This window comes from Plantibacter flavus (assembly GCF_051487245.1).
GTDB lineage: Bacteria > Actinomycetota > Actinomycetes > Actinomycetales > Microbacteriaceae > Plantibacter > Plantibacter flavus_B.
In genome coordinates this window covers 383,322-396,387 of record NZ_JAHVDH010000006.1, presented here as the reverse complement: position 1 = coordinate 396,387, position 13,066 = coordinate 383,322, and the positions used below count along the sequence as shown (strand labels likewise).

At 70.4% G+C, this 13,066-nt stretch carries 12 protein-coding genes; 2 read left to right on the top strand and 10 right to left on the bottom strand.

Annotated elements, in window-relative coordinates; genetic code table 11:
• Positions 1–680: DUF222 domain-containing protein (locus tag KXS11_RS17360; protein WP_437386923.1), on the bottom strand; the 680-nt coding region annotated here is incomplete at its 3' end.
• Between the two features lie 77 nt (positions 681–757).
• On the opposite strand from KXS11_RS17360, the gene KXS11_RS17355 reads away from it, so the two are divergent.
• Complete coding sequence (locus tag KXS11_RS17355) at positions 758–2,218, top strand: threonine/serine ThrE exporter family protein (protein ID WP_437386922.1); 1,461 nt, start codon at positions 758–760, stop codon at positions 2,216–2,218.
• 51 nt (positions 2,219–2,269) lie between these two features.
• Here the strand turns inward: KXS11_RS17355 and KXS11_RS17350 are convergent, their stop codons facing one another.
• The 9 genes from KXS11_RS17350 to KXS11_RS17310 form a co-directional block, all read right to left on the bottom strand.
• The gene (locus KXS11_RS17350; protein WP_437386921.1) at positions 2,270–3,208 is read right to left on the bottom strand and encodes a DUF4862 family protein; all 939 of its coding nucleotides are present in this window, start codon (positions 3,206–3,208) and stop codon (positions 2,270–2,272) included.
• Positions 3,205–3,984, bottom strand: a complete 780-nt coding sequence (gene nagB, locus KXS11_RS17345) for a glucosamine-6-phosphate deaminase (RefSeq protein ID WP_437386920.1) — start codon at positions 3,982–3,984, stop codon at positions 3,205–3,207. Before nagB ends, KXS11_RS17350 begins: the two co-directional genes overlap by 4 nt.
• The gene (locus KXS11_RS17340; RefSeq protein ID WP_437386919.1) at positions 3,984–4,685 is read right to left on the bottom strand and encodes an N-acetylmannosamine-6-phosphate 2-epimerase; all 702 of its coding nucleotides are present in this window, start codon (positions 4,683–4,685) and stop codon (positions 3,984–3,986) included. The genes nagB and KXS11_RS17340 overlap by 1 nt, the downstream gene beginning before the upstream one ends.
• Entirely contained in the window at positions 4,682–5,632 is a 951-nt protein-coding gene (locus KXS11_RS17335; RefSeq protein ID WP_437386918.1) for an ROK family protein, read from the bottom strand. Before KXS11_RS17335 ends, KXS11_RS17340 begins: the two co-directional genes overlap by 4 nt.
• Positions 5,632–6,576: a dihydrodipicolinate synthase family protein gene (locus tag KXS11_RS17330; RefSeq protein ID WP_437386917.1), complete on the bottom strand. Its 945-nt coding sequence runs from the start codon at positions 6,574–6,576 to the stop codon at positions 5,632–5,634. Before KXS11_RS17330 ends, KXS11_RS17335 begins: the two co-directional genes overlap by 1 nt.
• A 47-nt stretch (positions 6,577–6,623) precedes the next feature.
• Entirely contained in the window at positions 6,624–7,430 is an 807-nt protein-coding gene (locus tag KXS11_RS17325) for an ABC transporter ATP-binding protein (protein WP_437386916.1), read from the bottom strand.
• A complete protein-coding gene (locus KXS11_RS17320; RefSeq protein WP_437386915.1) occupies positions 7,427–9,496 on the bottom strand; it encodes a dipeptide/oligopeptide/nickel ABC transporter permease/ATP-binding protein in 2,070 nt (689 codons plus the stop codon). The genes KXS11_RS17325 and KXS11_RS17320 overlap by 4 nt, the downstream gene beginning before the upstream one ends.
• 4 nt (positions 9,497–9,500) lie before the next feature.
• Positions 9,501–10,457, bottom strand: coding sequence for an ABC transporter permease (locus KXS11_RS17315; protein ID WP_437386914.1), 957 nt, complete (start codon positions 10,455–10,457; stop codon positions 9,501–9,503).
• 90 nt (positions 10,458–10,547) lie between these two features.
• Positions 10,548–12,143 carry an ABC transporter substrate-binding protein gene (locus tag KXS11_RS17310; protein WP_437386913.1) on the bottom strand — a complete coding sequence of 532 codons (1,596 nt, stop codon included), beginning with the start codon at positions 12,141–12,143 and terminating at the stop codon, positions 10,548–10,550.
• Between the two features lie 146 nt (positions 12,144–12,289).
• Between KXS11_RS17310 and KXS11_RS17305 the strand changes: the two genes are divergently transcribed.
• Complete coding sequence (locus KXS11_RS17305) at positions 12,290–13,006, top strand: FadR/GntR family transcriptional regulator (RefSeq protein ID WP_437386912.1); 717 nt, start codon at positions 12,290–12,292, stop codon at positions 13,004–13,006.
• The last annotated feature ends 60 nt before the right edge of the window (positions 13,007–13,066 follow it).

The following is a 13,066-nucleotide window of genomic DNA, read 5'->3' as shown; positions in this document are numbered from 1 at the left end:
GTCCGCGCATCACCCGCGACCCGGGTGGGGATCGCGGCGGCGTCGAGGCGTTCCCGGATCGCGTAGGCGAGGGGTGCGGTGGTGAACAGGTGCACCCAGGCCATGCCGTCGGCGGCGGGCTCGACGTCCACCCGCCGGTCGGACGTGGAACGACTGGTGCGGGTGGTGATGGACTCCGGGTGCAGGCGTTCCCGGAGGATGCGTGCGCGGTGTGTGAGCCTGGCCGGGGTGGACCGTAGGGCGAGGGGCAGCACCTGGTCGAGGAACAGGCGTCGTCCGGCGGCGGGGATGTCGCGGAGCTGATCCGTGATGACCCGGGCGTGTCCGGCACTGACCATGCCGCGGGCGAGGGCGTCGAGCACGGTGGGGGCGTGGTGGACGAGGGCTTCCGCGTCGCCGATGCGGCGTTGCAGGGTGGATTCGGACGTGCGGGTCGCCATCGCGAGCGACGCGCACATCGAGCGACGGGCCAGGTCTCGGGCCTCTGCTGACGGGGTCGCGGCGGGCGCGACGGAGGACGCGGTCGCATCGGCGAACGCCGCAGCATCGGCGAGGAGCCGGGCCTCAGCGGCGTCGAGCGCTGCGCGTTGCCGGGACAGCGCCACGAAGCGGTCGGTGAACGACGCTAGCCGCAACGCGAACACGTCGCCCGGGTGCTCGCGGGTGCTGGTCTCGGTCATGACCTCAGTCCACCATGGGCCACTGACATTCGAGAGGGGTAGTTTCGCCGCTCCCGCTCGCAACGTACGATGTCCCGGTGGGGTTGCGTTCGATGTTCGGTCAACTCGCCGGGAGTGTCGGCGGGGCGGTGCCCGAGGGCGTCGCGGAAGCCCGGTCCGCGCGGCTGAACGCCGAACGCCCGGTCCGTGAAGTGCTCGAACTCGCCGGCCGGATCGGCGAGTCGATGCTGTCGCTCGGGGCGGCCGCTGCCGAGGTCACCGACGCCATCCGCAGGGTCTGCAGGGCGTTCGACCTCGAGTGCCAGGTCGACCTCACCTTCACCTCCATCCTCATCGCCCACGACGGCTCGGAGCGCTCACCGGGAGTGACCGTGCTGCGCGTCGTCGCTGCGCCGGCGGCGGACTACGACCGCCTCGCCAAGGTCGTCACGCTCTCCGAGACGATCACGACGCGGACCGAACCGATCATGACCGCGACCGACGCCGCTCTCGACGACGAGACGGACCTGCGCGACGAACTGCACGAACGCCTCGGCGCGGCCCATCGCGAGCTCGACCGCATCCTCGGGGCACGTCGCACCTACCGCCGCGGCCTCATCACGGCGCTCCTGTCGCTCATGGCCGCCGCCGTCTCCGTGCTGCTCGGCGGCGGGGTGCTCTCGATGCTGCTTGCGGCCGCCACGACCGCGCTCATCGACAGCGCCTTCCGAGCCCTCGGTGTCCTCAAACTGCCCGTCTTCTTCCTGCAACTCGCGGGAGCGGCCATCGCGACGACCGTCGCGGTCCTCATCTCCGTCCTCAGCCCGTACGTCCCGGCCGACCTCTCCGCGCTCCCGCCGGCGCTCGTCGTGGCGTCGGGGATCGTCGTCCTGCTGGCTGGCGCCTCACTCGTGGGGGCTGCCGACGACGCGCTCAACGGCTTCCCCGTCACCGCGAGTGGCCGACTCGTCGAGGTGCTCCTCCTCACCATCGGCATCGTCGTCGGCATCGGTGGTGTGCTCGACCTCGCCAGACGCCTCGGCGTCTCCCTGGTGCTCATCGACCTGCCCGTGAGCCCGTGGCCGATCGCGGTGCAGGTCGTCGGCGCAGCGGTCGCGTCCGCGGCGTGGGCGATGGCGTCCTACGCGACGATCCGAACCGCCTGCTTCGCGGGTGTCACCGGGGCCGTCGCGTTCGCCGTGTCCACGAGTGTGACAGGCAGTGGAGTGAACCCGGCGGCCGCCAGTGCGCTCGCCGCCCTCGTCATCGGGTTCGCGGCTGAAGCGTTGGGGCCGCGGCTGCGCATCCCGGCGATCATCCTGACCATCTGCGGCATCGTCCCGCTCCTGCCTGGCCTGGCGATCTACCGCGGCATGCTCGCGCTCGTGAACGAGGAGCACGCTTCCACGGGCACCGAACTCCTCCTGCAGGCCGGGCTCACCGGGCTCGCCCTGGCGGCGGGCGTCACGCTCGGTGAGATCCTCGCGCGCCGTTCCGGTGTCTCGCACCGGGTGCTCCTGCCCGGGTACATCCGTCGCTCGCGTCGGCGCCCCCGCTGAGTTGCCCGAATCCGCGCCGAACAGCGCGATTTCGGCGCGAATTCGGGCGACTCAGCGCTGCGAACAGGCGAGCGCGAGGTTGTGGGCGACCGTCCGAACCACGTCCTGGGCGGTGCGGTCCGTGGGGCGACGGCTGACCTTGAGCCCGAGCCACGGCACGGAACCCGCGGCGACGATCGCATCGCGCACGCGGTCGGTGTCGAGCAGTGATTCGGAGGTGGGGTCCGCCTCGCGGATCGGCAGGTGCGCGTCAGCCCACGCGGTACCGTACGGTCCGTCGACCGCGGCCGCTCCCGAGAGGGTGAGTCCGACGAGCGCTCCGGAGTCCGCGACCGAGGCGATCTGAGCGCTCACCGCATCGGCGCCCTGCAGCTCGATCGCCGAGCGACCCCAGTTCATCCACAGTCCGTCGACCGCTGCGCTCGCTGCAACGGCTGCGAGCTCGTCCTCCACGGACAGGAAGCCCTTCTCGTACCGCCGGCCCGGTACGGCCGCGTCGCAGTGCTCGATGACGAGTCGGGCGTCGTCCCAGTCGACCGCACCGAGCTCGTCGAGCGAACGGAGCAGCGCGTCGCCGGAACCCGAGGCGTGCGGAGCGGTGTGCAGCGCGACGACGGCGACCTCGGCCCGCGACCGGTCGTTCAGCAGGTGGAGGTCGGCTGCGAGGGCCCGGAGGTCGGCGACCGCGGCTGCACGGCCGTCCGCGTCCGGTGAGGCGATGCCGTATCCGGCGCCTGCGGCGTTCCTGCGCATCACGAACGGCAACGCGGTGAGCGCCAACCGCGCACCCGCTGGAACGTGCTCCAGGAACCACTCGTCATCGTGCGGGTGCACCGAACCGAGCCAGGGCACCTCCAGGCCGACGACGCCCGGCAGTGCGCACAGCGCCGGCAGCACCTCGGCCTCCAGCGCGGGATCCCAGGCGGTGTGCGCCGGCGACGCCGCATAGGCACTGACGAGGATGCCGTTCGTCCCGACGGACGGCGTCATCGCGTCACCATGCCGCGTCGGGCATATGACGACCGGTAGTAGTCGGCGAGCTGCAGTCGCGAGGCGGCCTCGTCGTCGACGAACACGGTCACACGGGGATGGTGCTGCAGGATCGTCGCGGGCCAGAGGGCGGAGACGGCCCCCTCGACGAGGTGGTGCACCGCCTCTGCCTTGCCCCCTCCGGCGGCGACCAGCACGACGTGCCGCGCCTCCATGATCGTTCCGAGTCCCTGGGTCACGCAGTGCATCGGCACCAGGTCCGGCTCACCGTCGAAGAAGCGGGCGTTGTCCCGGCGCGTCTGCTCGGTGAGCGTCTTCACCCGCGTCCGGGACGCGAAGGAGGAGCCTGGCTCGTTGAACGCGATGTGGCCGTCCGTGCCGATGCCGAGGATCTGCAGGTCGACGCCTCCGGCCGAGCGGATGGCCTCCTCATACGAGGCGCAGGCGGCGGCGAGGTCCGGGGCACGGCCGTCGGGTCCATGGACGAGCTCGGTGGGCAGATCGACGCGCGACACGAAGTCCGCTTCGATCACCGTGCGGTACGCGCGCGGATCGCCGACCGGCAGGCCGACGTACTCGTCAAGGGTGAAGGCGCGCGCACCGGCCAAGGACAGTTCGCCGCGCGCGACCCGGGCGGCGACGGCGTCGTAGATCCGCAGTGGACTGGAACCGGTGGCGAGACCGAGCACCGCGTCCGGCTTCCGGGTGAGGAGCGCGGTGATGTCGTCGGCGACGAGCTCGCCGATCGACGCCTCCGGCGTGATGACGACCTCCATCAGCTGACGTCCGTTCCGGTTCCGAGGGCGGCGACGAACCAGGAGGTGATCGTCGAGGGGTGGGTGATCGCGGTCCCCACGCACACGGCGGACGCACCGCTCCGACGGGCGGCTGCGGCATCGGCGGGGGAGTGGATGCGGCCCTCGGCGATGATCGGCGTCGCACAACGCGAGGCGATGAGCTCGATGAGCTCGAGGTCGGGACCCGACGTCCTCGGTCGTTCGCCGGTGTACCCCGACAGCGTCGTGCCGAGGATGTCGGCTCCGGCCTGCTCTGCGGCGATCGCGTCGTCGAGCGAGCCGCAATCGGCCATGACGAGCACGTCGGGATGCGAGGCGCGCACGCCCGCGACCGTCTCCGCAAGGGTCAGCCCGTCCGGTCGGTCACGGCGGGTGCCGTCCACGGCGACGATGTGCGCTCCGGCGTCGGCGACTGCACGCGCGTGTTCGAGCGTCGGGGTGATGAACACGTCGTCGTCGCCGTCCTTCCACAGGCCGACGATCGGGACGGTGAGGTCTGCGGCGGCGCGGATGTCGGCGATCCCCTGCAAGCGGATGCCGACCGCTCCGCCGACGACGGCGGCGCGGGCGAGCTGCGCCATCGTGCCGGGGTCGCGCATGGGTTCGCCGGGATAGGCCTGGCAGGAGACGATGAGGCCGCCTGCCAGCCGGTCGAGGATGTCCGTCGGACGGGTGTTCACGGTGTTCCTTTCAGTGCCGCCCAGGCGGAGGCGGCGGCTCCTCGGAGCGGGGCGTGGCCACCGAGGGTCCCGGCGACGATGGGGAGGTCTTGCAGGGCGTCGATCGCCTCGCTTCGGAATGCTGCGTCCATCGGCGACCACCACGGTTCACCGATCTCCGGGACGCCGCCGGTGATGACGACGCGTTCGGGGTCGAGGAGGGTCGCGGCTGCCGCGATGGCTCGACCCACGGCTGCGGCGGAGTCGCGCACGGCCTGGACGGCCTGCGACTCGCCGGCGGCCGCCCGACGGGCGATGCCGCGGGCGTCGGTCTCGGAGGGGTCTCCGCCGAGGGTCAGATAGTGCCGGTACAGACCGATCCCGGAACCGATGGCCTCGAGATGGCCGACCCGGCCGCACGGGCAGCGGAGGTGCCCGGCGCCCGGTGTCGGGACGTGCGCGATCTCACCGGCGACGTGGCGCGCACCGCGGAGGGAGCGGCCGTCGAGGATGACGCCCGCGCCGACGCCGGTCCCGACCGCGATCACGAGCGCACTGTCCGCCCCTGCCGCCGCGCCGTGGCGGAACTCGCCGGCCGCGTGGGCGTCGACGTCGTTCTGGACGTGGACGACCGCGTCGGCCGGGAGTCGTGATCCGAGCCCGGCGCGCACGAGTGCGGCGACCGGAGTGCCCGTCCAGTCGGTGAGGGTGTCGGTCGAGGAGACGATGGTCCCGGTGCGGACGTCGACCACCCCGGCCGTACCGATCCCGACGCCGCGGAGCCTGGCCGTCGGCGCACGGTCGAGCAGCCGGGCTGCCAGGCGGAGCACGGTGCCGATGACGGCGCCAGGACCCTCGGCACCGCGGGTCGGCGCGGCGAGTTCATCGAGGATGACGTCGTCCCCGTCGGCGAGCGCCGCGACCGTCTTGGTCCCGCCGATGTCGACGGCGAGGACGATGCCGCCCATCAGACGGGCAGCAGGTCGTGTGCGCCGAGGATTGCGCGGATCTTCTCCACCGCGACGTCGTCGAGCGATTCGACCCCGGAGGCCATGACGGCGTGGTCGATCAGGCCGCGGGCGACCATCGCCGCCTTGAAGGCGCCGACGCCGGTGGCGTCGCCCGAGAGCCCGGCGGGCTGGAAGACGAGTTCGAAGAGTCGGTTGATCCGCTCCTGTTCGACCCGTGCCGCCGACCAGTCGCCGCGCTCAGCAGCCTCCCAGAGGCGCACGTACCCGTCGGCCTCGACGTTCGCGAAGCCGGGCACGACGCCGTCGGCGCCGGCGAGCAGCATGGCGTCGACGACCATCTCGTGACCCGTGAGCAGCTGCAGCGGGTGGCCGGCAGCTTCGTTGGCGGCGAGGAGCCGACGGAAGCCGACGTCGTCGCCTGACGAGTCCTTGACGCCGTGGATGACGCCCTCGGTCGCGAGACCCATGAGCAGGTCGAGACCGAGCTTCGTGTGGACCCGCACCGGCACGTCGTACGCCCAGAGCGGTGCGTCGATGGCGGCGGCGATCGCCCGGAAGTGGGCTGCGACCTCTGTGGGTGAGTTCAGGGTGTAGAGCGGTGCGGTGGTGACGATCGCGTCGACGCCGACCGCGGTGAGGCGGCGCGCGGTCTCGATGATGCGTGCGGCGGTCAGTTCGATCGCTCCGGCGATGATCGGCACCCGACCGGCCGTGGTGTCGACGATGGTGCGGGCGATGGCGACCCGTTGGTCGTCGGTGAAGTAGGCGGTCTCGCCGGTCGAACCGAGGGCGAAGAGCCCGGAGCACCCGGAGTCGATGAGGGTGTCGACGAGGCGCGCCAGCGAGGCGTGGTCGATCGCGCCGCCAGGAAGCAGCGGGGTCGCCACAGGAGGGACGACGCCGCTGAAGCGGACGGATGCGGGAGAGGTGGTCGAGGTCATGAGTCAGTCCAGGTGAGAGAGGTGGAGCATGCGGATCAGGGACGGGGTCAGGCTGGGAGGTGCGGATGCAGCAGGGACGGGGCCGCGCCGAGGAGACTGCGCGTGTAGGGGTCGGACGGGGCCTCGAAGATCCGCGACGCGTCGCCGAATTCGACGACGCGACCACGGTTCATCACCGCGATCTCGTCCGAGAGGTATCGGACGGTCTGGATGTCGTGCGAGATGAAGACCATTCCGAGACCCAGCTCGTTCTTGAGGTCGGTGAGGAGGTTCAGGATCTGCGCCCGGACCGAGACGTCGAGGGCCGAGGTCGGTTCGTCGGCGACGATCACCTGCGGGTCGAGCGCGAGCGCCCGGGCGATGGCGACGCGCTGCCGCTGTCCGCCGGAGAGCTGCGACGGCAGGGCGTCGAGTGCCGACTGCGGCAGCCCGACGAGGCCGATGAGTTCCTTGACACGCCGATCGCGTTGCGCCGGCGCGCCGATGCGGTGCACCTGCATCGGGTCGAGGAGCGCGTCGCGGATCGTCATGCGGGCGTTGAGCGCGGTGGCGGGGTCCTGGAAGACCACCGACAGGATGCCGCCGAGTCGTTTCCGGACGCTGGTCGTGAAGCTGCGCACCGGTACTCCGTCGAACACGACCCGGCCGGAGGTCGGCTGCTCGAGTCCGACGAGGACCTTCGCAGCAGTCGACTTGCCGGAACCCGATTCGCCGACGATCCCGAGGGTCTGCCCGCGCTTCACGGTGAGTGAGACGCCGGCGAGCGCATCGACGTAGCTCTTCTGGAACAGTCCCGACGTACGCGTCTTGAACCGCACGTGGACGTCCTGCAGCTCGATGATCGACTCGGTCATCGTGCACCTCCGATCGGTGAGACGGGTGCGTCGTCCGGGTGGGCGGCGTAGAAGTGCTCGGTGCCGTCGATGCGGCGACGGACGGGGGCGACGCCGCGGCCGCGCTCCGGATCGGAGGATCGCGGGGCGAAGCGGTCGCCGGCGGGGAAGTCACGAGGCGATGGGACCGTGCCCGGCACCTGGTGCAGACGGTCGGAGCCCGACTCGATCGAGAGCACGGCACCGAGGAGGCCCCTGGTGTACTCGTGCACGGGCTGGGTGAGCAGCTCGCGCGTCGTGCCCTGCTCGACGACCTGGCCGGCGTACATCACCGTGATCCGGTGGGCGAGCTCGGCGACGAGTGCGAGGTCGTGGGACACGAAGAGCATCGCGAACCCCAGTTCCTCCTGCAGCGAGTTCAGGAGGTCGACGACCTGCGCCTGCACGGTCACGTCGAGCGCCGTGGTCGGCTCGTCCGCGATGACCAGACGGGGGTTGCGGGTGAGTGCCATGGCGATGAGCACGCGCTGCCGCTGACCGCCAGACAGCTCGTGCGGGTAGGACGCGAGCGTGCGCTTCGGGTCGAGCCCGACGAGGTGGAGCAGGTCCTCCGCGGTGCGGGTGCCGCCGCGCGAGGTGAGCTGCTTCATCTGCGAGCGGATGAGCATGGCCGGGTTCAGCGAGGACAGTGCGTCCTGGTAGATCATCGCGATGTCGTGCCCTCGCAGCGCATTGCGCTCCTTCGGCGACATCTCGAGCAGGTTCCGGCCGTCGAACAGGATCTCGCCCGTGAGCTGCGCCCGCGGGTCGAGCAGCCCCATGATCGCGAGCGAGGTGATCGACTTGCCGCAGCCGGACTCGCCCACGAGCGCCATCGTCTCTCCCGGTCGGACCGAGAACGTGACGTGGTCGACGACGTTGACGTCGCCGTGGCGCGGGAAGGAGATCGACAGGTCCCTGACCTCGAGGAGCGGCGGGGCATCGGTCGCGAGCTGCAGCCGGTCGGCGCGGGTGAGCTCCACGCGCCGCAGTTCGGCGAGCCGTTCCTCCAACGGCACGACTGCCGTGGTGGCGCCGAGGGTCGGGGTGGACACGGTGACGACCGGCACACCGACGCCGTCGTAGGCGCTCCCGTCGCCGATCTCGGCAGCGGAGACGTCGTCACCGGGGGCGGCCTGCGCGGCCTCCAGCTCGCTCGTCGCCTGCTCGGTGGACGCGGCATCGGCGGACAGCTTCCGCGACCGCGGGGTGAGCATCGCGTCCGTCATCCCCTCGGAGAGGATGTTCAGGCAGAGCACGGTGACCATGATCAGCAGACCGGGGAAGAAGGTCGCCCACCACGCACCGCTCATGAGCAGGTTGCGGCCGGCCGCGATCACGTTGCCCCAGGAGGGCTCCGGGTCGGGCACGCCCGCCTGCAGGAACGACAGCGACGCCTCGAAGACGATCGCATCGGCGACGAGCACCGTCGCGAACACGAGCACCGGCGCCATGGTGTTGCGGGCCACGTGCTTGACGATGATGCGCGGTGTCGACGCCCCCATCACCCGCACGGCGGACACGTAGTCGTCGCCGTACTGATCGAGGATGTTGGCGCGCACGATGCGGGTGAGCTGCGGCACGTAGAGGAACGCGATCGTCAGGATGAGGACGGGCAGCGACTTGCCGAACACGGCGACGAAGACGGCGGCGAGGGCGATGCCCGGGAAGGACATCACGACGTCCATGACGCGCATCAGTGTCTCGGCGATCCACTTGGGCGCGGTCGCCGCGATGGTGCCGAGCACACAGGCCACGGCGAGGGCGCTGACGGTCGCGCCGAGGCCGATCGTGAGCGAGTAGCGGCCACCGTAGACGAGCCGCGAGAAGATGTCGCGGCCCTGGCGGTCGGTGCCGAACCAGTGCTCGGCGCTCGGCGGCTGGACGGGTGCGCCGGAGGCGAGCGGGTCGTACGGCGCGATGAACGGCGCCAGGATCGCCGCGAGCGCGACGAGGACGACGATCGCGAGGCAGATGGTCGAGCCGATGCCGAGGGCGCCGAAGCGGAGTCCCGGGCGTGAAAGTCGTTCGGTCAGGGTTCTTCTCATGGCCTCACACCGCCCGGATTCGCGGGTTGATCAGGACGTACAGCAGGTCGACGACGATGTTGATCACGACGAAGGCGAGAGCGACCGCCAGGGTGACCCCCTGCACGAGGTTGGGTTCGTTGTTGGTGACGCCGTTGAGGATCAGCGTGCCCATGCCGGGGATCGCGAAGATGACCTCGATGACGACGGCGCCGCCGATCAGGTAGCCGACCCGGAGGCCGAGCACGGTGACGGGCGTGATGAGCGCGTTCCGCAGGACGTTGCGGGCGACGACGATGTGGCGCGGGACGCCGGTGCCGAGGGCGGTGCGGACGTAGTCGCGGTCGAGCTCCTCGACCATCGAGGTGCGGACGACACGCGAGAGCTGGCCGATGACGGGCACGGCGAGGGCGATCGCCGGCAGCGCCATGCGGGCGAGCCAGCCGCCCGGGTCCGCGGAGAACTCCGGCAGTCTGCCGGAGGCCGGGAGCGCGTTCAGCTGCAGGGTGAAGAGCTGGATGAGGAGGATCGCGAGCCAGAACGACGGGGTCGACAGCGACGCGACGCCGACGATGCGGATGACCTGGTCGGGCCAGCGGTCGCGGTAGACGGCGGCCACGACACCGAGGGTGAAGGCGACCACCACCGCGATGAGGAGGCCGAGGAACGTCAGCGACAGGGTGATCGGGAAGGCGCGGGCCACCTCGTCGCCGACCGGCAGGCTTCTGGCCGAGTAGGTGCCGAGGTCGCCGCGCAGCAGCCCCAGGAGAAAGGACAGGTAGCGGACGAGCAGCGGGTCGTTCAGCCCTTGCGCGTCACGGTAGGCCTCGAGAGCGGCCGGGGATGCGGTCTCACCGAGCGCGGTGCGCGCCGGATCCACCGGGGAGAAGGACATCACGAAGAACACGAGGAACGTGATGCCCAGGATCATCAGCGGCAACTGCAGCAGCCTGCGGCCGATGAGGCGGAGCGTGTTGGACACGGGCCGCTCCTTCCGGAGTGTGGGGGATGCGGGGGTGCGCCTGGGCGACGCACCCCCGCGTTCGGGTCGGTGCTGGGTGGACCTGTTCCGCTACTTCGCGGCGACGCCGACGTCGAGGAACGACAGACCGGTGGTGGGCACCGGCTTGAACCCGACGAGCTCCTGGTTGCTCCACGCGGTCGGGAGCTTGCGGTGGAACAGCGGGTAGAGGACGGCCTGGTCGGCGATCAGGTCGAAGGCCTCGTTCCAGGTGTCCTGCTGGGCGTCGCCCTCCTCCTGCACGGCGGTGGCGAGCAGCTCGCGCAGCTTCGCGTACTCGGCGGTGTCCGACCAGTTCGTGCGGGTGTTCGTCCACACGTTGTCGCCGTACCACCAGTTCATGAGGAGGTCCGGGTCGTTGCCGAAGACGGACGGGTCACCGGGGGCGACCATGACCGTGTAGTCGCCGGAGTCGACCTTCGCGTAGGCGGCTGCGGACTGGCCGATGTCGAGCGTCACGTCGACCCCGATGGCGTCGAGCGACTCCTTGATGAGCGGCGCGACCTCCTTCACCCAGCCGGTGTCGGTCGTCAGGAGCGTGATGGCCAGGTCGGAGACGCCGGCCTCGTCGAGCAGGTCCTTCGCCTTGTCCGGGTCGTAGGTGTAGACCGTGGAAGCCTCGTGGTAGTTCGCGTAGTCCTCGGGGAGGAAGGACGTGGCGGCGGTCGCGTTGCCGAGCATGCCGGTCTCGATGATCTTGTCCATGTCGAGCGCGTAGAAGAAAGCCTGCCGGACCTTCGGGTCGTCGAAGGGCGCGGCGTTCGTGTTGAACATCATGAACAGCAGCCCGAAGGACTGGACGCTCTCGACGTCGGCCGAGGAGGCGAGGGTGTCGACGTCGATGTACGGGACGTCCTCCATCGCCTGGATCGTGCCGGACGACATCGCGGTGACCCGCGCGGCCGAGTCGGCCAGCAGGTTCCAGGTCATGCCGGCGGCGAGTGCAGGGCGCGGGCCGTTGTAGTCGTCGTAGCGCTCGAAGACCATCTTGTCCTCGGGCACCGCGGAGACGAGGGAGTAGGGACCTGAGCCGATCGGCGCCGCGCCGAAGCCCTCCGGGTCGGCCTCCACGACGGCTTTCGGGACGATCTTGACGATGCCGAGACGGCTGTCGATGAGCGAGAACGGGTAGTCGGTGGTGATGCGCACCGTGTCCGCGTCGACCGCGGTGACCGTGTCGATGAAGTCGATGTAGCTGGTGAAGAGCGATTCGCTGGCGGGGTCGAGCACGCGCTGGTAGCTGAACACGACGTCGTCGGCGGTGACCGGGTCACCGTTCTGGAACGTCGCCCCCTCGCGCAGGTCGATCTCGTAGGTGGTGTCGTCGACCTTGGTCGGCATCTCGGCCGCGAGGGCGGCGTAGGGCTGCTTCGTCACCGGGTCGAGGTCGACGAGGCCCTCGAAGATGTGCCAGTTCGCGGAGACGGTGACCGCACCGGAGGCGATCATCGGGTCGAAGCTGCCGTTGAGCGAGTAGGAGATGCCGGCTTCGATGATGCCGTCGGGATCGATCGCGGCCGACGCGGTTGAGCCTGACGTGGACGGGTTCGATGCGCCGCAGCCGGCGAGGACGATTGCGGTCGCGACGGTGCCGACGACGAGGGCGGTGACACGGCCCGCGCGGCGGCGGGTTGGCAGGGGATGCATGTGTTCTCCAGATGGGTGGGGCGGATGGGTGGGGCGACATTGCCGGACATCAGACGTCCGATGTACTATAAACACAGGTTCGGTCAGAACCGCAATGGCAGAAACGAACTTGTAATGTTCGAGGAACTGATGAGGACGGAGTCTGGATGTCACTGCCCGACAAGCGCTCGGCCCGGATGCGGCGATCGACCGCGGCGGACGAGATCAAGAAGCTCATCCTGACGCGGAACCTGAAACCCGGCGACCCGTTGCCGACGGAGCCGGAGCTCTGCGAGGCGCTCGACGTGTCGCGCTCCTCCGTCCGCGAGGCCATCCGCACCCTCTCCACGCTCGACATCGTCGACGTGCGCCACGGGCACGGAACCTACGTGGGGGCCATGTCCCTCGACCCCATGGTCGAGGCCCTCGTCTTCCGTGGCGTGCTCTCGCCCGAGGGGTCGCTCGACGCCCTGCGCGAGGTGGTCGAGGTGCGCCTCGCGCTCGACCTGGCACTCGCCGAGACCATCGTCGGTGCAGCGGTCCTGGAGGATTCGAGCGAGCTCTCGGCGCTCGTCGACGAGATGGTCGACAAGGCGTCCCGAGGCGAGAGCTTCCTCGAAGCGGATCGGGCGTTCCACACGACGCTGTTCGCCGCGACCGGCAACCAGCTCGCCGTCCAGCTCGTCGGCGCGTTCTGGGATGTGCACACGGCGGTGGTCCCTCAACTCGGCATCGCGGTGCCCGCGGACATCCGCGACACCGCGGCCGCGCACGGTGCGATGCTCGCCGCCGCCCTGGACGGTGACGTCGACGCCTACCGTCAGGCGGTCATCGACCACTATCGTCCGCTGCAGAAGTCGCTCTCGAAGGCGCAGGCGCACTGACTCCCCGCTGAGTCGCCCGAATCGGCGCCGAATCTGGCGATTTCGGCGCGCATCCGGGCG

Bases quoted from the DNA above. Each gene is read 5' to 3' on its own strand.
- KXS11_RS17335 (WP_437386918.1), bottom strand. From the start codon at position 5,632: ATGGGCGGCATCGTCCTCGCCGTCGACATCGGCGGGACCAAGACGGTC.
- KXS11_RS17310 (WP_437386913.1), bottom strand. From the start codon at position 12,143: ATGCATCCCCTGCCAACCCGCCGCCGCGCGGGCCGTGTCACCGCCCTC.
- KXS11_RS17350 (WP_437386921.1), bottom strand. From the start codon at position 3,208: ATGACGCCGTCCGTCGGGACGAACGGCATCCTCGTCAGTGCCTATGCG.
- KXS11_RS17305 (WP_437386912.1), top strand. From the start codon at position 12,290: ATGTCACTGCCCGACAAGCGCTCGGCCCGGATGCGGCGATCGACCGCG.
- KXS11_RS17320 (WP_437386915.1), bottom strand. From the start codon at position 9,496: ATGAGAAGAACCCTGACCGAACGACTTTCACGCCCGGGACTCCGCTTC.
- KXS11_RS17325 (WP_437386916.1), bottom strand. From the start codon at position 7,430: ATGACCGAGTCGATCATCGAGCTGCAGGACGTCCACGTGCGGTTCAAG.
- nagB (WP_437386920.1), bottom strand. From the start codon at position 3,984: ATGGAGGTCGTCATCACGCCGGAGGCGTCGATCGGCGAGCTCGTCGCC.
- KXS11_RS17330 (WP_437386917.1), bottom strand. From the start codon at position 6,576: ATGACCTCGACCACCTCTCCCGCATCCGTCCGCTTCAGCGGCGTCGTC.